This window comes from Leeuwenhoekiella obamensis, assembly GCF_055391795.1.
The window spans coordinates 2,939,416-2,957,736 of record NZ_AP029251.1 but is presented as its reverse complement, the minus strand read 5'-3'; the positions used below and the strand labels follow the sequence as shown (position 1 = coordinate 2,957,736).

Annotated in this window: 15 protein-coding genes; 8 read left to right on the top strand and 7 right to left on the bottom strand. The window is 40.9% G+C overall.

Features of this window, described 5'->3' with window-relative positions:
* The first annotated feature begins 8 nt into the window (after positions 1-8).
* The 4 genes from fabF to pyk all read left to right on the top strand — a co-directional run bounded on the left by fabF (position 9) and on the right by pyk (position 4,034).
* The gene (fabF, locus tag ACZ5L8_RS13130) at positions 9-1,262 is read left to right on the top strand and encodes a beta-ketoacyl-ACP synthase II (protein ID WP_462600193.1); all 1,254 of its coding nucleotides are present in this window, start codon (positions 9-11) and stop codon (positions 1,260-1,262) included.
* A gap of 8 nt (positions 1,263-1,270) precedes the next feature.
* Entirely contained in the window at positions 1,271-2,023 is a 753-nt protein-coding gene (gene rnc / locus ACZ5L8_RS13125; RefSeq protein WP_464438127.1) for a ribonuclease III, read from the top strand.
* A gap of 80 nt (positions 2,024-2,103) precedes the next feature.
* On the top strand, positions 2,104-2,595 hold the full coding sequence (locus ACZ5L8_RS13120) for an IPExxxVDY family protein (protein ID WP_464438125.1): 492 nt from the start codon (positions 2,104-2,106) through the stop codon (positions 2,593-2,595).
* Positions 2,595-4,034 carry a pyruvate kinase gene (pyk, locus tag ACZ5L8_RS13115; protein WP_464438124.1) on the top strand — a complete coding sequence of 480 codons (1,440 nt, stop codon included), beginning with the start codon at positions 2,595-2,597 and terminating at the stop codon, positions 4,032-4,034. The genes ACZ5L8_RS13120 and pyk overlap by 1 nt, the downstream gene beginning before the upstream one ends.
* On the opposite strand, the gene dinB is transcribed toward pyk, so the two are convergent.
* Entirely contained in the window at positions 4,031-5,131 is a 1,101-nt protein-coding gene (gene dinB, locus ACZ5L8_RS13110; RefSeq protein WP_464438123.1) for a DNA polymerase IV, read from the bottom strand. The two genes, pyk and dinB, sit on opposite strands and share 4 nt — an antisense overlap.
* Positions 5,132-5,233: 102 nt before the next feature.
* Between dinB and ACZ5L8_RS13105 the strand changes: the two genes are divergently transcribed.
* Positions 5,234-7,528, top strand: coding sequence for a trehalase family glycosidase (locus tag ACZ5L8_RS13105; RefSeq protein WP_464438121.1), 2,295 nt, complete (start codon positions 5,234-5,236; stop codon positions 7,526-7,528).
* 28 nt (positions 7,529-7,556) lie between these two features.
* On the opposite strand, the gene ACZ5L8_RS13100 is transcribed toward ACZ5L8_RS13105, so the two are convergent.
* Genes ACZ5L8_RS13100 through ACZ5L8_RS13080 form a run of 5 tightly spaced genes read right to left on the bottom strand, consistent with a single transcriptional unit; the run spans position 7,557 to position 14,359 of the window.
* A complete protein-coding gene (locus ACZ5L8_RS13100; RefSeq protein WP_464438120.1) occupies positions 7,557-8,147 on the bottom strand; it encodes a TetR/AcrR family transcriptional regulator in 591 nt (196 codons plus the stop codon).
* Positions 8,148-8,150: 3 nt separating this feature from the next.
* Positions 8,151-9,548, bottom strand: coding sequence for an efflux transporter outer membrane subunit (locus tag ACZ5L8_RS13095; RefSeq protein ID WP_464438118.1), 1,398 nt, complete (start codon positions 9,546-9,548; stop codon positions 8,151-8,153).
* 2 nt (positions 9,549-9,550) lie between these two features.
* Entirely contained in the window at positions 9,551-12,688 is a 3,138-nt protein-coding gene (locus ACZ5L8_RS13090) for an efflux RND transporter permease subunit (protein ID WP_464438116.1), read from the bottom strand.
* A gap of 24 nt (positions 12,689-12,712) precedes the next feature.
* Entirely contained in the window at positions 12,713-13,843 is a 1,131-nt protein-coding gene (locus ACZ5L8_RS13085) for an efflux RND transporter periplasmic adaptor subunit (protein ID WP_464438115.1), read from the bottom strand.
* 12 nt (positions 13,844-13,855) lie between these two features.
* Positions 13,856-14,359 (bottom strand): GbsR/MarR family transcriptional regulator, encoded by a 504-nt coding sequence (locus ACZ5L8_RS13080; RefSeq protein WP_462600202.1) that lies wholly within the window; start codon positions 14,357-14,359, stop codon positions 13,856-13,858.
* 106 nt (positions 14,360-14,465) lie between these two features.
* Between ACZ5L8_RS13080 and ACZ5L8_RS13075 the strand changes: the two genes are divergently transcribed.
* The 3 genes from ACZ5L8_RS13075 to ACZ5L8_RS13065 are packed head-to-tail and all read left to right on the top strand — an operon-like array spanning position 14,466 to position 16,091.
* Positions 14,466-15,122, top strand: a complete 657-nt coding sequence (locus ACZ5L8_RS13075) for an NAD-dependent epimerase/dehydratase family protein (RefSeq protein WP_464438112.1) — start codon at positions 14,466-14,468, stop codon at positions 15,120-15,122.
* Positions 15,109-15,582 (top strand): CYTH domain-containing protein, encoded by a 474-nt coding sequence (locus tag ACZ5L8_RS13070; protein WP_464438111.1) that lies wholly within the window; start codon positions 15,109-15,111, stop codon positions 15,580-15,582. The genes ACZ5L8_RS13075 and ACZ5L8_RS13070 overlap by 14 nt, the downstream gene beginning before the upstream one ends.
* Positions 15,576-16,091 (top strand): YciI family protein, encoded by a 516-nt coding sequence (locus ACZ5L8_RS13065; RefSeq protein ID WP_464438110.1) that lies wholly within the window; start codon positions 15,576-15,578, stop codon positions 16,089-16,091. Before ACZ5L8_RS13070 ends, ACZ5L8_RS13065 begins: the two co-directional genes overlap by 7 nt.
* Positions 16,092-16,100: 9 nt before the next feature.
* Here ACZ5L8_RS13065 and pbpC read toward each other — a convergent pair whose 3' ends face one another.
* Entirely contained in the window at positions 16,101-18,311 is a 2,211-nt protein-coding gene (gene pbpC, locus ACZ5L8_RS13060) for a penicillin-binding protein 1C (RefSeq protein WP_464440958.1), read from the bottom strand.
* Positions 18,312-18,321 lie beyond the last annotated feature (10 nt).

The window sequence follows — 18,321 nt, the reverse complement described above, 5'->3', positions numbered from 1 at the left end:
ACACGTTTATGGAGTTAAAGCGGGTCGTAGTCACGGGTCTTGGAGCGTTAACGCCCATAGGTAATAATGTCCAAGAATATTGGGAAGGTTTGCGTACCGGTAAAAGCGGGTGTGCACCTATTACCTATTTTGATACCGAAAAATTCAAGACTAAGTTCGCTTGCGAAGTCAAAGGCTTTAATGCCTTAGATTACTTTGATAGAAAAGAAGCTCGAAAACTCGACAGATTTGCACAGTATGCCCTTGTTTCATCAGATGAAGCAATTAAAGATGCGGGCATCAATCTAGATGAAGTCGATAAGTTTAGAGTAGGAGTAATCTGGGGAGCCGGTATCGGTGGCCTTGAGACTTTTCAAGACGAAGTTATCAATTTTGCAAATGGCGATGGGACGCCTCGTTTTAATCCTTTCTTTATACCTAAGATGATCGCTGATATAGCGCCAGGTAATATTTCTATTAAACATGGATTTATGGGGCCTAACTATACAACGGTTTCGGCCTGCGCGTCATCTGCGAATGCACTTATCGATGCATTAAATTACATCCGTTTAGGACATTGTGATATTATCGTTACCGGTGGTAGCGAAGCAGCAGTAACACAAGCCGGTATGGGTGGATTTAACTCAATGCATGCACTATCTACTAGAAATGACAGTCCTGAGACTGCGTCAAGACCATTTGATGCAACACGTGACGGCTTTGTTCTAGGTGAAGGTGCAGGAGCTCTTATTCTTGAAGAATATGAGCACGCAAAAGCAAGAGGAGCAAAGATCTATGCAGAAGTTGTGGGTGGAGGTATGTCTAGTGATGCATATCACATGACTGCGCCACATCCAGACGGTATAGGTGTAGAACGAGTAATGCAAAATTGTCTTAGAGACGCTGGTGTAAGTTCAGAAGTTGTTGATGCTATCAACACGCACGGTACATCTACACCACTAGGTGACGTTGCAGAGCTTAAAGCGATCTCAAAAATCTTTGGCGCTCACGCTGCAGATATCAATATAAATTCAACAAAATCTATGACCGGGCACTTACTAGGAGCTGCAGGAGCTATTGAAGCGATCGCATCTATCCTTGCCATAGAGCATAGTCTTGTACCACCTACGATTAATCATACCGTGGTAGATGAGAATATTGATCAATCTCTTAACTTAACGCTTAACAAAGCACAAGCAAAAGAGGTAAACTATGCAATGAGCAACACCTTTGGTTTTGGAGGTCACAATGCTTGTATCTTGTTTAAAAAATATAGCGTATAGTTTTTTTGATGAGTGCTATACATAACATATTTAATTCCCGTTCTAAAGAGGACGGGAATTTTTTTGCTCATATAAAAAACATTGTTGGCTTTAAGCCAAAGGATTTAAAACTATACAAAGAAGCATTTACCCACAGATCCTTAGGAATACAAGATGATAGAGGTAATGCCTTTAATTATGAGAGGCTTGAGTTTCTAGGAGATGCTATTCTGGGTGCTGTGATAGCCGCTTATCTTTTTGAAGAAGTACAAAAAGGCGATGAAGGTTACCTTACAAAAATGCGCTCTAAGGTTGTGAATAGAGAACATCTCAATGAGTTGGGACGCGATCTTGACCTTTTAGACCTTATTAACTCTGCGATACCTAAGGATAACTTTGGAGTAAACGTACACGGTAACTTATTTGAAGCTTTAGTAGGTGCTATTTATAAAGATAAAGGTTACGCTGCCGCGCGAAAATTTATCTACAAACGGGTGATCGATCCATATGTAGATATAGAGAAGCTAGAAGGTAGGATCATTAGTTACAAGAGTCTTTTAATTGAATGGTGCCAGAAGGAAAAAAAATCCTTCAACTTTAATACTTACGAAGATACAGGGCAGGATACCGTGAGGCATTTTGGGGTAAAACTCTCTATTGACGATAAGCAAATAACAAAGGCCAGAGCAACCTCTAAGAAAAAAGCTGAAGAAAAGGCGGCAAAAAGAGCATACTACGCCTTGCAAGATCAGATAGATAAATACAGGCGTAATTTGCGCTAAGAATAATTTACTTATTCTTAAAGAAGACGTTTTAAAAATATACTTTAGTTTAAGTATTTTTGTCACTTATTTTCTAAGCAATGAGCACTACAATGTTAGTTCTTGAAGAAGAATTTGAATATGATTTTTCGCTTATTGCTATACATTGCTCGCTTGAAGATTACCGCATGGCGTTTATGATAAATAAACTCATGGGGCTTAGATTAAGTAGAACAAAAGAAGATCTTAGTTTTAAAGGGTACGGGTTTGAAGTTAACTTTCCTAGATACCACTTTGAAGACGAAAAAAAATACATTACCTATAATCTATTAGGTAATAAATTTAAGGCCAGGGTTGATCGCAGCAAGATTAGCAGTGATTTATTCGCAGAAATTGAACATAATGCGATAAAAACTATTAACCTTGTGCCAGAATATAAAAGCGCAGATTACTTATTATTGTATGATGCACATTTTAAGAATACATCCATTACCTTATTTCTTAATAAACTAAAAGAAATACCTCAGATTATCACAGCATATGAGATAGAGGTAGAGGAATTAAAATCAAAGAAGAATTTAATTTTTGAATAATGCCAAGTATTAAAAAGACTAAAATTGTGGCCACATTAGGCCCAGCAACCTCAAGCAAGGAAACCCTATTAAATATGGTTAGGGCTGGAGCCGATGTTTTCCGTATAAACTTCTCACATGCTGATTATGAAGCGGTGACTCAACGTATCAAAATGATACGAGAGATCAGTGAAGAAATAGGCCACAGTATAGCTATCTTGGCAGACCTGCAAGGACCTAAACTTCGTGTAGGTAAAATGAAAGAAGAGGTTAATGTAGAGCCTGGAGACATCATCACGTTCTCTACTGCAGAAGAGTTTGAAGGCACAAAAGAGCGTGTGTATATGAACTATCAGCAGTTTCCAAGAGATGTGAATAAAGGAGAGAGAATTCTTCTTGATGATGGTAAACTTATTTTTGAGGTTCTTAAAACCGACTCAGAAAATGAGGTTGAAACTGTAGTGATTCAAGGTGGACCACTACGCTCAAGAAAAGGTGTGAACCTTCCTAACACAAATATTTCTCTTCCGGCGCTGACCGAAAAAGATATTGAGGATGCAAAATTTGCAATCTCTCAAAAAGTTGACTGGATCGCACTTTCTTTTGTAAGACATGAAGGTGATCTTAAGCAACTTCAAGAATTGATCGATAAACATTCTGACTATAAAATCCCGATCATCTCAAAAATCGAGAAGCCAGAGGCGATCACAAATATTGATAAGATCATCGCATATAGCGACGCTCTTATGGTTGCTCGTGGAGATCTAGGTGTAGAGATCCCAGCAGAAGAAGTACCGTTGATCCAAAAAGAACTTGTTTCTAAAGCTAAAAAAGCAAGAATACCAGTCATCATAGCAACTCAGATGATGGAAACCATGATCGATAGCCTTACACCTACGCGTGCAGAGGTAAACGATGTGGCAAACTCTGTAATGGATGGTGCTGATGCGGTTATGCTTAGTGGCGAAACTTCTGTGGGTAAATACCCAGTTCAGGTTATTGAGAAAATGAGCTCTATCTGTCTTAGTGTTGAGAACTCTTCAAGAATTAACGTTCCTCAAGAGCCACCACATATCAAGACAAAAAGATATATCACAAAAGCCGTTTGCTATCATGCAGCGCTTATGGCAAATGAGATTTCGGCGAAAGCCATAACAACATTAACAAATAGCGGGTACACAGCATTTCAGATCTCTGCGTGGAGACCTAATGCACACATTATTGTATTTACTTCAAACAAGCAGATCTTAGGACGTCTTAACCTGCTTTGGGGTGTTAAAGCATTCTATTATGACAAGTTTGTTTCTACAGATGAGACTGTGCAGGATGTAAACAGAATGTGTCTGGATCGTGGTTATGTAAATAAAGGCGATATGGTTGTAAGCCTTGCGTCTATGCCTGTTAACGAGATGGGAATGACAAATACATTGCGCGTTCGCGAAATAGGAGCAGACTATTAAAAGTCAAATTTAAGCTGCACGGCTATCTCCTTCTGATCTGGTTTTTCATCATCCTTTTCAGTATTGAGATTCGCCAGCGAAATGCCCAGCAATCTTACAGAGTTAAGGAGCTTTTCTTGAAAGAGAAGCTCCTTTGCTGTTTCTAGGATAATGTCTTTGCTACGCACATAATAGGCCAGCGTTTTGCTGCGCGTTTTTAAAGTAAAATCGCTGTATTTTATTTTTAATGTCACCGTTTTTCCTGCTACGTCAGACTTGCTCAGGCGGCGCTCAATTTCTTCAGCGATGTTCTCTAGCTTCTCGATCATAAAGATCTCTGAAGATATATTTTCACTAAAAGTGCGCTCTGCACCCAGCGATTTCCTGATGCGATGTGGTTTTACCTCACTGGTGTGAATACCGCGCACAACGTTATAATAGAAGTTTCCGCTTTTGCGAAAATGTTCCTCAAGGAACTCCAATGACTTATTCTTAAGGTCTTTTCCTGTAAAAATGCCTAGACTGTACATCTTGTTTGCCGTGACTTTACCCACGCCATAAAACTTCCTGATCTCAAGATCTTCTAGAAAAGCTTCAACCTCTTCTGGGTTTACAGTTTTTTGACCATTGGGTTTATTAAAATCGCTGGAAACCTTCGCGATGAATTTGTTTATCGAGATCCCGGCAGAAGCGTTAAGACCCGTTTTTTCTTTGATCTTAGCGCGTATTTCTTTGGCGATAAGCGTTGCAGAAGGATTTCCTTTTTTATTCTCTGTGACGTCCAGATAGGCTTCGTCTAGCGAGAGAGGTTCAACCAGATCTGTGTATTCATAGAAAATTTCGCGAATGCGTGAACTTATTTCACGATAGCGCTCAAAGCGTGTTTTTACAAAAATAAGATCAGGACAAAGCTTGCGCGCTACCTGACCGCTCATGGCGCTTCGCACACCATATTTACGCGCTTCATAACTCGCTGCACTCACAACACCTCGTGCTGAACCGCCACCCACAGCAATGGGTTTGTCTCGCAACTCTGGATTATCCAGCTGCTCAACAGAGGCGTAAAAAGCATCCATGTCTACATGAATGATCTTGCGAGAAGTGATTTCTTGAGTCATCTATGCTGTAAAAGTAGCATCAAAAAATACAAAAACTTAAATTTGAGAGTTTGCAAAATTTAAAAGCTTATGAATAAGCACTGTGCTTTTTTTTCTCTTCTGATGGTTACACTTTTGTCGTGCAAATCAGAGAAAACTAATACGGTTTCTGCCGAATCTTCTCCAGAAATTTGGGGTAAAAAAGAATATCTCGCATCGCCATTTGTTACCGCCGGTGAGCGTATTTATATGGTGGGTCATCAAGATGGTTCTTTTGCTGATCTGGGTTGGCACATCACGGGCGAGATGGGCGGCGTGTGGAGTCATCCTATAAAGTTGATGGATGGTTTTACTGCGACAATACAGCAAAATGATCAAATCTGGCAGTTAAACAAAGCAGATAGTTTTGTGAATTATCCGGCAGCTAACGCCCATATTTTTAAGAATACAGAAGATGGATTGCAGGTTGAGCGCTGGCAAATGGCGGCACAGAAGGACGCTGCGATCATCGTTAAATATGCTATCGAGAATACAACCGATTCTGATAAGGACATAGACTTTAAATTCACGGGATTGTCTGATCTGCGACCTACTTGGTTGGCTGAGCGTCAAAATATTGCAAACGCAACAGACAGTCTTTTTTATAATGCTGATCTAAGATCATTCGTCGCAAAAGATAAAGAGAACGATTGGTTTGCTGTGTTTGGTGCTGATCAGGATCCGGTGGAGCATGAAGCGGCGATAAGTTCAAATGTTAAGCAGCCGTCGCAAGGTGTTTTGTCGTATTCATTTTCGCTTAAAGCGAAAGAAACTAAGACCATAACTTTTGTGATATCCGGCTCTTCTGAAAGTGAGCAAGAAGCATCTGAAATATTCAAAAACACATTTGCGGACCTTGATAATATCATCGCAGAAAAGGAGAAGTTCTATAAAGAATTAGCCGAAAGATCAAAGCTAAAAATAGCAGATGAGACGTTGCAAGAGACCTTTGAGTGGTTAAAATATAACAGTCAATGGTTAGTGCAGGAAACGCCGGGAATAGGCCGCGGCATTGTTGCCGGTATTCCAGATTATCCGTGGCATTTTGGTGTGGATAGTGAATATGCTTTGCAAGGTTATCTCGCGATAGGTAGAGCAGATGTGGCGGCGAGCATGATCAAGATCTTAGACAGTGTGAGCAATGCGGTAAATGGCAACGGGCGCATCATTCATGAGATGTCTTCTAACGGTGAAGTTTTTAATCCGGGAAATATTAACGAGACGCCACAGTTTGCAACTTTATTGCTTCAAAATTATAAATGGACGGGCGACGAAGCGTTTACAAAAGCTATTTTTCCCACAGTAAAAAAAGGCTTGAAGTGGATATACGACGAGGCAGATCTTGACAAAAATGGATTTCCTGATGGTTTCGGGATGATGGAAATTCACGGTCTTGATAGCGAGATGATAGATGTTGCTGCATACACACAAAAGGCGTTTGCAGATGCTGCGTTGCTTGCAGAAGCTTTTGGTGAAAGCCAGATAGCAACCGAATATAAAACCAAGGCAGAGAAGCTTAAAAAGATGATCAATGAACAATTTTGGTCTGAGGAGTTTTCTTCTTATGCAGATTTTAGAGGGACGACAAAGCAGGCATTACACCTTATTGACGATGCGATCGTGCGTGCAGATACATTGCAAAAACCATGGTCTGTAAAAGAGCTTAAAGCTACCAAAGCGGCTATAGAAAATACAGCGAATGACAGTGTGCAACCTTTTGTTTTGCATCATAATTGGGTGGTAAATACGCCTATGGAAGTTGGCCTGGCAGATGAACAAAAGGCGCAGATAGCGCTTAAAACTGCCAAGCAATATGTAAATCCTTTTGGCACATTTGTAACGGGGATAGACCGTGATGAGACGGCTGGTAAAGACGAGGCGTCGTTTAAAGGAAGCAAGATTTTTTCTTACACAGGAGCTGTGATGACGTTGCCTACGGGTGTTATGGCTGTCGCCGAAAATAACTACGGCAATCCTGATGAAGCTTTAGATTATATAAATCGGATGACACGTAGTTTTAGTTACGCATTCCCGGGGAGTATGTATGAAGTTTCGCCAGATTATGGGATGATCGCTCAGGCGTGGAATATCTATGGATACGCTGTGCCTATCGTGAGACAGTTTTTTGGCATTGATCCATGGGCGGCAAAAAAGGAAGTGATCATCACGCCACAATTTCCTAGCACGTGGGATGAGGCTTCGTTAGAAAACGTGAAAATTGGCGACAATGATCTTTCGGTGTATTTGTCTGTTCAAAACGGTAAAAAGCATTTAAAGATCACACAGTCTAATGCAAATTGGACAATTAAAGTAAAGCCATTAGCTGATCAAGAATTGCAGAAATTTACTGGCAAAACGGTTGAGATAGATCTTGAGTAAGGTTTTTTGGCTGCAGCCAAAAAAAAAATCAATGCACCGCAATTTTTGAAGGATCTGTAGCAATGCCTCTTAAGTTGAAAACAATAAGATGGTTTAGCAACTCGTGAATGGGATATTTTTTGCTCAGTGAGGAAGTGGCAAGATGTTCGTCCATTTCTGAGATATACAGCTTGCAAAAAAGCTCAAGATTAGCCTGCGGGATAATATCTCCGTCTTCCTGAGCTTGCTTAAGCAAACCCAGGAATTTATCAGAGATCATTTTATTTTTCCTTTGCTCATATTCTGTGCTGAGCTCACGGTGATATTTTTTAATATCATAATAGTAGCTAGGATGATAAGAGATCAAAAATGAAATACCATATTCATAGATCTTCATGAACTTTTCTAGCGCGGTAAGATCTTCTGCGAGAATCTTACTTATGGTGCGCTCATGATTCTTGAAGTTATGATTTATGGTGTCTTTTACAAGTGCTCTCTTGCTGCTATAATGAGCGTAAAGCGTTTTCTTTGATATCGCTAATACTTCGGCAATATCATCCATGCTGGTGCTTTTTGTGCCGTGTTGTCTAAAAAGCCTCAGTGCGGTATTCAGGATCTTATGCTTTACTTGCTCATCCATCATCTACTGCCAGCCGCCGCCCAGCGCTACATAAAGATCAACCACAGCTTGCAATTGATTGTTGCGCGTGGTAACAAGACCTAAAGCAGAATTTAGCGCGTTTTCTCTTGCGGTTAGTACTTCAAGATAGTTTGCTAGACCGTTGTTCAACAATTCTTCAGAATATGAAGTTGCCAGACCATAGGCATCATATTCCTTTCGTTTCACCTCGATCTTTGCCGTTGCGGCTTCATAAGAATACAACGCGTCTGAAACATCTTTTGTCGCGGTAAGAATGGCTTGTCTGTAATTTAAACGAGCTTGTTCTTGTTGCGATTCAGACACCTCATATTGAGTTTTAATTTGTCTCTTATTAAAAATAGGTTGAGTAAGACCGCCTATTAATGTTGCGAATAACGAATTTGTATCAAGCAGTTCTGCTGGATCCAAACTTTGAAAACCACCTGTCGCAGAAATTGTCAGCGAAGGATAAAAGTTGCTTCTCGCAGCATTTGTAAGTTCAAAGGCATTCATGTATGCATACTCTGCAGCGACAACGTCTGGTCTATTTCGCAAAAGCGAAACAGGAACACCTACAGGAAGATCGCTAGTGATGTTTTGACCTTCGAGATTTCCTCTCGGAATTTCTGTAGGTTCTGTGCCTAGTAAAATTGACATCGTATTCTCTAGGATCTTGATCTGCATTTTGAGATCAATTACCAGTGCTTGCGCTGTATAAAGTTGCGCTTCGGTTTGCTTCACAGCAACTTCTGTAACAGAGCCTGCGTCTTTAAGCGCAGAGGTAGTCTCAAGACTGTTCTCGCGGTTGCTCACCGTTTCTTCTGTAATGCGCAACTGCGTGTCTAGCGAAAGCAAATTGTAATACGTTGAGGCGATGTCTGCCACAAGTCTAGATTTTACCGCTTGATGCGCCGCTACACTTTGTAAATAACTCGCCTGAAATGCACGTTTGTTACTGCGGATTTTTCCCCAGATGTCTGCTTCCCAAGATAAACTTCCTGTGAGTTGGTATTGATCTAAAGAAGAGAACAAACTCCCAAATTGACTATTTGCTGATAGTTCCTGGTGTGTGTATTGCGCTCCGGCTTCTACGCTGGGTAAAAAGGCGGCTTTGCCTTGTTTTAAATACGCTTCCGCGGAAATGATCTGCTGCAAAGCAACTCTAATATCAATGTTATTTTGCAATCCTTGATCTATATAATCTACCAGCAAAGGATCTGTAAAAAGTTCTTTGTAAGAAACATCAGCCAGTGTGATGCTGTCTTGCGGCAGATTGTCTGTTCTATAGTTTGCTTCATTTATCATTTCTGGTCGCTCATACTCTTTCGCTGCAAAGCAAGAAGCGAGAAGCAGTGGCATTGCGCCAAAAAGGATAATTCTATATAAAATTTGTTTTCTCATAATTAATGCGATTCTTCAGATTTAGGGGTAGGAGCTCCAGAGATCTTTTCTTGAAGCCATTGAAAGAGAATGTACAGCACAGGTATGATAAATACCCCGATGATGGTTCCTATCAAGAGTCCACCTACGGCACCAGTTCCTATAGAACGGTTACCTTCTGCGCCCACACCATTTGCAAAAACAAGTGGTAAAAGTCCCATGATAAAGGCAAATGACGTCATAAGAATAGGTCTTAGTCTAGACTCTGCACCGTGTACCGCTGCATCTACAATACTCTCACCTTCTTTGCGTCGCTGTATGGCAAATTCTACGATAAGAATTGCGTTTTTAGCAAGAAGCCCTAAAAGCATGATCAATGCGATCTGAAAATATATGTTGTTTTGTAATCCTGTGAATTGCGTAGTGATGTATGCTCCAAAAATCCCAAAAGGCAATGAGAACAATACTGAAAGCGGTAATAAATAACTTTCATACTGTGCGGCAAGCAAGAAGTAAACAAACACAAGCGATAAGATAAAAATCGTGGTGGTTTGGTTTCCTGCATTTACTTCTTCACGGGTAAGTCCAGAGTATGCTGTGGTAAAGTTACTAGGCAATGTTTTTGCCACTTCGTTTACCGCGGCGATACCATCACCAGAACTATAACCAGGATTTAAGGCTGCCGTGACTTTAGTAGAGTTAAACAGGTTAAAACGGGTTACAGATTGTGGTCCATATACACGCTCTAGCGAAATGAACTGCGTGATAGGCGTCATCTCACCACTACTGGTTCTTACATACAATTCGTCTAGATCTGCCAGGTCAGCGCGATCTTGTGGCAATGCCTGTACATAAACACGGTATTGCTTCCCGAAACGAGAAAAATCTGCTGCAAAAACTCCACCTATATATCCCTGAAGCGTAGAGAAAATACTGCTAATTGGCACACCTAATTCTTTAGCTACAGGAACATTAAGCTCTAATTTGTACTGAGGATATTTGGTGTTAAATGATGATTGAGCGTATTGAAATTCTGGTCTTTGGGTAAGCTTGCTGATGAACTCTTGGTTTGTCGCGTCAAGATTTGCAAAACTTCCGCCAGAGCGGTCTAATAAATTTACTTCTACACCGGCAGAGTTACCAAATCCAGGAATACTAGGCGGAGAAAAGAAAATGATATTTGCCTCAGGAATTTGGGCTGCAACGCCAAATAACTTCTCAGTAATGGCTTGTAACGCTAGTGCATCATCCTCACGTTCATCCCAATCATCAAGTCTGATAAAGCCTAGACCATAGTTACTACCTTCACCGTTAATAAGGCTTCGACCTTCAATAAAAGACATTCCTTGCACACCTTCAAGATCCTTTATCATTCCATAAAGTTTCTCATTTACCTCGTGTGTTCTGTCAATTGACGCACCTGCAGGAAGCTCAATATTTACAAAGATGATCCCTCTGTCTTCATCAGGAACAAATCCGGTTTTTACAATAGAAGAAGACCACCATATTCCGGCTATAGCCAAAATAAAAATCAGCACAGTCACCCATTTATTACGGTACAAGAAATGTACTGAGCGCCCATAACGATTGATCGTAGCTTTAAAACCACGGTTGAAAGCATCAAAGAAACGCTGAAGGAAATTCTTTTTATGACCTTCGTCGTCGTCATGACCTTTTAAGAATAAAGCACAAAGCGCCGGACTCAAGGTTAACGCGTTGATCGCTGAAATTCCTATCGCAACAATAAGTGTGATACCAAACTGCTCATAGAAAACACCCGTAGGTCCTTGCACAAATGTAACCGGAATAAATACCGCCGCCATCACAAGGGTGATCGAGACGATTGCTCCAGATATTTCGTACATTGCAGTTGTTGTAGCTTTTTTAGCGCTTTTCTCACCTTCATCTAGTTTTGCATGAACAGCCTCGACAACAACGATCGCATCATCCACCACAATACCAATTGCGAGAACAAGAGCGAACAATGTTAAGAGGTTGATAGAATATCCGAATAAATTCAGGAAGAAAAATGTACCTACAATAGATACAGGTACCGCGATCGCCGGGATCAATGTTGATCTAAAATCTTGCAAGAAGATAAATACAACGATAAACACAAGAATAAATGCCTCTATAAGTGTGTGAACTACTTTATCAATAGATGCATTTAAGAAGTTATTTGTGTCATATGGTATAAAGATCTCTACACCTTCTGGTAGATTAGCACGCACATCTTCAAGCTCAGTTTTAATGGCGTCAATGATCTCTTGTGCATTAGAACCTTTAGTTTGAAAGATACCCATGTTTACTGCTGGATATCCATTTGTATTAGAAGAACCTGAATATGACTGCGCTCCCAGCTCGATCTCTGCAACGTCTTTTAATCTTAAAAATTGACCTTCGCCCAGTGCTTTGATGACAATGTCGCTATATTGATCTTCAGTTTTAAAACGACCACCATATTTTATAGTGTATGAAAAAGATTCACCATCATTTTCTCCTAGAGAACCTGCGGCAGCTTCTAAACTTTGTTCATTTAAAGCAGCTGTAACATCAGAGGGTATAAGATCATAAGCGGCGAGTTTTTGTGGATCTAGCCAAATACGCATCGCGTAATCTTTAGACCCAAAGACATTCACATTACCTACACCGTTTACACGCTGTATTTCTGGAATTACGTTGATCTTTAAATAGTTCTGAAGAAAGGTGTCATCATAATCTTCATTAGTGCTATAAAAAGACATGAACATCAGCGCACTGGTCTGTTGTTTTTGTGTGGTTACACCCGTCTGGATCACTGCCTGTGGTAAAAGCGAATTTGCTCTGGCAACTCGGTTTTGCACGTTTACTGCGGCAATGTCAGGATCAACCTCTTGATCAAAGAAAACGGTAATTGCTGCTGTACCATTATTAGTTGCTGTAGAAGTAAGATACGTCATTCCTTCTACACCGTTAATTTGCTCTTCAAGAGGTATTATTACACTCTCAAGAATAGTTTCTGCATTCGCCCCTGGATATGTTGCGCTTACCTGTATAGTAGGCGGCGCGATATCTGGATATTGAGTAATAGGCAAAGAAGTAAGACCTAAAACTCCCAGAATAACAACGATTATGGAAATAACCGTTGAGAGAACGGGGCGTTCTATAAATTTTTGTAACATGATATTTCTTGTTTGGTCAGGGGTTTATCTAAAGACTTTGTTTAGCGGTTGCGCAATGCTATCAAAAGGTTTTTCCTGCGGTTGGATCTTTGTCTGTCCACGCAGTGAACTCACACCTTGAGCAACGATCTTATCACCTTCTTTAATCCCAGAAGTCACCACATATAGATTATCTACATCACCAGCTATTGTGATTTTTGCAGCGGTTGCTGTGTTAGTTTGATCAAGTTTGTAGACATAAATACTTCCTTGTTGATCATAAGTAGATTCTTTAGGTACAACTACAGCATCAGTATATACTTTTGGGATTTGGATCTTTCCGCTGTTACCGTTTGTAAGAATGCGCGAAGGGTTGTCAAAAACAGCTCTAAAAGAAACAGAACCAGTATGCTCATTTACCTGTGAGTTTATGGTTTCAATTTTACCTTTCTGGCTGTATTCGCGACCGTTTGCAAGTAGTAAACCTACTTGCGGCATTTTCTCGATCTTTTCTTCAATGGTTGCGCCATCGGCGTTTTGGATAAAATCCAAATACTCCTTCTCATTCATTGAGAAATACGCATAAACTTCGCTAATGTCTGAAACTGTCGTTAAAGGTTCCTGACTTGATGGACTTACTAAAGAACCAGAACGCAGATTGATAGATCCTACATAACCATCTACCGGACTTTTTATCGTCCCATAACTGATGTTTGCAGCAACACTATTGTAAGAACTTTGTGCCTGCTGTAGTCTTGCTTTTGCAGTTTCAAGTTGTACTTCGCTGATGATGTTTTTTGCAACAAGAGGTTTTAATTTATCAACTTCTACTTGTGCTGCGTTCACATTAGCTTTCGCAGCAGCGGCATCCTCAGTAAGCGATTGTGTTTCTAGTTTAAAAAGGATCTGGCCTTTGTTCACATGTTGCCCTTCATCTACAAGCACATCTGTGATATAACCAGAAATTTTAGCATAAACTTCAGCATTTACAACACCTTCTATTTTTGCAGGATAAGAAGTGTTTCCTGTTATTGTTTTAGTGGGCAAAGTCACAACCGGTAGGCTAGGAGCTTGCGCGGCTTGCGGTTGTTTTGCTTCGCTTTCACCGCAAGAAGTGGTGATAAGGCTTACGCCAAAAATCGCCGGGAGTATATAAAGAAAGATTCTAGTTTTCATTTAAGGGATTTTTTAATTGTTTTTTGATTGTTCTATTAGTTTTTCGCGCAAGCGCTGAATCGTTTCGCTCGCTTGATCTAAAAAGGTTAAATATTCAGTATGGTAAACAAGGTCAAATTGCGGTTGCTCGCCTTCTGGCAAACTTTCGTTAACTAACTTTTTAAAGCAGGTAACCTCCAGATGTAATTGGCGCTCTTCCTCCCAGTTGCGCAACATCTCATCCACCTTGAGTAAAGTTGCATTAGGGTTTAGAATAAAGTACTTCTTACGATCGCCACACACTGTGTAATACGTGATCTTCTGCTGAGTTTGCAAGGTGTTGAGGTGGGTAGAAACAGTACTTTTGCTAGCCTGCAGACTCTCTACAAGATCGTCAAAGGTGCAACCTCTATTTCCACTAAGTATCAACGAAGAAAGTAAACGTGCCGCCACAGGTGCGATCTGGTCTTTTTGTTCAAGGTGAACGCCCAGACGCTCTATTAAACGCTCTTTTTTCTTAAGCAAAGTATCATCCATAAAGAAAATTTAAGCGGCAAAATTACGTTTGGTTCGGAATTAACCGAACTAATCAAAATTAAAGTTTTGTTAAATAAAATAACTTAACTTCACTAAAAGGTTTGCGATGGCTAAAAAAGCAATAATTCTAGGAATAACAGGGCTTGTGGGAGATGCGCTTTCGCGAAAGCTACTCAAAGACGATAACTATAGCGAAGTCATTAGCGTGCATCGCCGTAAGTCAAAAATAGATCATCCTAAACTCACAGAGATGATAGGTTCTATAGATGCTCTTGAAGAACCGCTGAATGCAGATGTGGTTTTTTGCTGCATCGGGACAACGCAACAAAAGACGAGCGATAAAGAGCAATATCGCGCCATAGATTATGGAATTCCGCTACAAGCGGCGCAATATTGCAAAGCACAAAATATCCCGACACTTATTGTAATTTCGGCACTGGGTGCAAATCCAGACAGCAATGCTTTTTACATGCGATTAAAAGGCGAAATGGAACGCGATGTGCTCAAAGTGGGCGTGAAAAACACGTATTTTATGCAGCCTTCATTGATCGCCGGTGATCGTGAAGAGAAACGTTTTTTAGAAAAAATGGGAGTTGTTCTCATGAAGATCATGAATCCGTTTATGTGGGGGCCGTTAAAAAAATACAGAAGCATCCATCCAGATGCGATCGCTGCAGCGATGATCGCCGTAGATAAAAACGGGTATGAAAAAGCAAGAATACCCTCAGACCAAATACAAAAATTAGCAGATGTCACTTATTGAGATAGAGAGAAAATATTTAGTCAAAAACACAGATTTTAAGGCTTTCGCCAAAAGTAAAATAGAGATACAGCAAGGTTATCTTAATAGCGATCCGGCGCGCACTGTGCGTGTGCGAACCTATGGCGAGGAGAACTTTCTTACCATAAAAGGAAAATCTAACGCCACCGGCACAACCCGCTTTGAATGGGAAAAACCCGTGGAGCGCACCGAAGCTAAAGCGCTTCTTGAAATTTGTGAAAAAGGCGTGATCCAGAAAAACAGATATCTTGTTCCTGCGGGCAAACACACCTTTGAAGTTGATGAATTTTTTGGTGAGAATGAAGGCTTGATCATCGCCGAAATTGAACTCAACGATGAGCATGAAACTTTTGAAAAACCAGATTGGCTTGGCGAAGAAGTTACAGGTGACAGCCGGTACTACAATTCGCAGCTCAGTCAAAAACCCTATACGTCATGGTAAAACGAGTATTTTTTATTTTGACTTTAAGCCAAATGCTATTCACTGCGTGTAAAGAAGATAAAACACTAGAAAATGAGCCGCCCGCGCTGGTAAAAAAAAACGGTACACAGGTGGAGAAAGAAAGTTATGCTGCTCTTTCTAAACGATTGAAGGACGACGGTTTTGAGATCTTCACCTATTTTGATGAAGCGGTGGGAGACACGGTCGTGATGCAGCAATATTTTATTGCGTTCTTAAAAAATGGACCAGATCGTACGCAAAGTAAAGCGGTGGCAGATAGTTTGCAGGAGCTGCATCTTGCGCACTTAGGCAGGATGTATGAGGCGGGCTATGCAGATATTTCTGGACCTTTTGGCGATGATGGCGACATTCGCGGTATCACAATTTATAACGTGCCTACTCAAGCAATGGCAGATAGTCTGGCAAATATGGATCCTATGGTAAAAGCAGGAAGATTAAAGATCGAAATTCACCCGTGGTGGGCTGCAAAGGGATTTCCGTTGCGATAATCAGGAATCCTAACTTGTAGATATCTCGATCATTTGAGCAATTTCATTGCCCTCTTCATCCACGACGGTGAGTTTATATTTGCCCGGTTCAGGTTGTATCGCAAGCTCATGAAATGTTTCAGTCTCACCGATAAAAGTATCGTCTAAATACCAATATACTTTTGTTTCTGTATCGCGGTGCGCCAGTTTAAAAACCACCTCGTTGATCTCTTCATCAAAATTCTTGGGTAATACAATCGCTTCATTTTTCTTTGGGAAAATAAACTCCATAAGTTGTTCATTTTCTCTAGCGCAACCTGACTTAAATGGTGGCAATGGCTCATATTCTGGGTGCAAAGGCGCATAATAATATTCCATTGCTGGGGGCAACGAGAACCACTGTTTTGCCTTCATTTGCGCTAGTGGATAGCAAGAATTATTCACTCTAAAATTTTCTTCAGCATCCATAAAGATCTGCTGATGATACGGGCAAACATTGGTTTTTACACCTTCATTTGGGATCCATTGCGTTGTTGTGCTTTCGCAAAAAGGACCTGCTAGATGTCCACTTTTTGAGCAAATCTCTGCTTCTTTTAATTCGTCATAAGGCATGGCAAACCAGTTGCCAGAATCTGGTAACACATTTAAAACATCAAACAGAACCGGCGCAGCACTATCTACTCCTGAAAGTCCCGGGCGGCCCTCGCCATCTGCATTTCCTGCCCATACACCTATGGCGTATTTTGGCGTTACTCCCACAGCCCACGCATCTTTAAAACCAAAACTTGTCCCTGTCTTCCAAGCGATGGGTTTAGCATTTTCAAAGAAATTCCAGTTGAGCTCCCCCGTAGGTCTATTCACTTTTCGCATCGCCTCAAAAGTTTCATAGATCGCACCGGCGTCATATAATTTTGATCGGTTTACGATCTTTCCAGGTTTGTAGATTTCGCTTTCGCGAAAAATACTTTCACCATATTCATCGGTTCTGTATTCACTTGACGAAGAATTGAAAAAATTTAGCGACGAAGCCATTCCGGCGTAAGCCTGAGTAATCTCAAGCAAAGAACTCTCGCCGCCGCCTAAGATCATTGAAAGCCCATAATAATCTGCCGGATTTTTGAGTCCGTCGAGACCCAAAGATTTTAATTTGTCATAAAACCGTTCTAAACCGTGTTGCTGCAACATGCGAACCGCCGGAATATTCAAGGAACGAGCAAGCGCTTCAGACGCAGGAACTGCACCGTTGAATTGTTTGTCAAAGTTCTCAGGATTGTACCCATTTACCGTTAAAGGCGTGTCTGCAACAAGCGCATCTGGGAGCATTTCGCCATCATCAAGCATCGCCGCATAAAGAAAGGGTTTGAGAACGCTTCCCGTACTGCGATAAGACTCGATGAGGTTCACATAGTTTTGATGCGCAGAAGTCGTGGGAGCATTTGCTGTGTAGGCTAATACTTTGTGTGTTTCTACATCAATAACTAAGACCGCAAGATTGTGAATCTGGTTCTGGCTAAGCAAACGATGATGATCTGCCACAATACTATTTACACGTTGCTGAAGGCGATAATTGATCGTGCTTTCAAAGTATTCTCCTTTATGCGATCTTCTGATCTTCTCAGTAAGATGCGGAGTATGATCTGGCAACGGAAAAGGCTTTCCTGGCAACTCTTCATCTAGCGCAAGATCTAGTGTTTGCTGATCTATGATCTGATTAGCAAACAATTTATTCAGTAGAAAATCACGCTTGTTTTTGAAGATTTCTTCATTCTTCCCAGGGAAAATCAACGCAGGAGCATTAGGTAAAACTGCAAGTGCAGAGGCTTGTCCCCAGCTCAATTCTTCTGCAGGAATACCAAAATACCTCCAAGAAGCCGTTTGTAATCCAACTACATTTCCGCCGAAAGGCGCATGAGAAGCATACAGCGCTAATATCTCATCTTTAGAATATGCGGCTTCTAACCGCGTAGCTTGAAATATCTCAACGAGTTTTTCTAGGTAGGTGCGTTTTTGATTTTTTCGCGAAAGCCTTATTACTTGCTGCGTTAATGTACTACCACCACGGCGCGAATCGCTATTGATATTTTGCCAAACGGCCTTAACGATCGAGACTGGATTGAAGCCCGGATGGCTGTAAAAATACTCGTCCTCAAAGTTTAAAATACATTGCTGAAATCTGTGAGGAACGCTGTCCATTTCTGGGAAGCGCCACTGCCCGTCATCTGCGATACGAGCGCCAAGCATAACACCTTCT

What these genes read in the sequence shown, in the direction of transcription:
- pbpC (WP_464440958.1), bottom strand. Translation starts at nt 18,311, where the DNA reads ATGCTTGGCGCTCGTATCGCAGATGACGGGCAGTGGCGCTTCCCAGAA.
- ACZ5L8_RS13120 (WP_464438125.1), top strand. Translation starts at nt 2,104, where the DNA reads ATGAGCACTACAATGTTAGTTCTTGAAGAAGAATTTGAATATGATTTT.
- ACZ5L8_RS13070 (WP_464438111.1), top strand. Translation starts at nt 15,109, where the DNA reads ATGTCACTTATTGAGATAGAGAGAAAATATTTAGTCAAAAACACAGAT.
- ACZ5L8_RS13080 (WP_462600202.1), bottom strand. Translation starts at nt 14,359, where the DNA reads ATGGATGATACTTTGCTTAAGAAAAAAGAGCGTTTAATAGAGCGTCTG.
- fabF (WP_462600193.1), top strand. Translation starts at nt 9, where the DNA reads ATGGAGTTAAAGCGGGTCGTAGTCACGGGTCTTGGAGCGTTAACGCCC.
- ACZ5L8_RS13100 (WP_464438120.1), bottom strand. Translation starts at nt 8,147, where the DNA reads ATGGATGAGCAAGTAAAGCATAAGATCCTGAATACCGCACTGAGGCTT.
- ACZ5L8_RS13090 (WP_464438116.1), bottom strand. Translation starts at nt 12,688, where the DNA reads ATGTTACAAAAATTTATAGAACGCCCCGTTCTCTCAACGGTTATTTCC.
- ACZ5L8_RS13075 (WP_464438112.1), top strand. Translation starts at nt 14,466, where the DNA reads ATGGCTAAAAAAGCAATAATTCTAGGAATAACAGGGCTTGTGGGAGAT.
- pyk (WP_464438124.1), top strand. Translation starts at nt 2,595, where the DNA reads ATGCCAAGTATTAAAAAGACTAAAATTGTGGCCACATTAGGCCCAGCA.
- ACZ5L8_RS13095 (WP_464438118.1), bottom strand. Translation starts at nt 9,548, where the DNA reads ATGAGAAAACAAATTTTATATAGAATTATCCTTTTTGGCGCAATGCCA.
- dinB (WP_464438123.1), bottom strand. Translation starts at nt 5,131, where the DNA reads ATGACTCAAGAAATCACTTCTCGCAAGATCATTCATGTAGACATGGAT.
- ACZ5L8_RS13065 (WP_464438110.1), top strand. Translation starts at nt 15,576, where the DNA reads ATGGTAAAACGAGTATTTTTTATTTTGACTTTAAGCCAAATGCTATTC.
- ACZ5L8_RS13085 (WP_464438115.1), bottom strand. Translation starts at nt 13,843, where the DNA reads ATGAAAACTAGAATCTTTCTTTATATACTCCCGGCGATTTTTGGCGTA.
- rnc (WP_464438127.1), top strand. Translation starts at nt 1,271, where the DNA reads ATGAGTGCTATACATAACATATTTAATTCCCGTTCTAAAGAGGACGGG.
- ACZ5L8_RS13105 (WP_464438121.1), top strand. Translation starts at nt 5,234, where the DNA reads ATGGTTACACTTTTGTCGTGCAAATCAGAGAAAACTAATACGGTTTCT.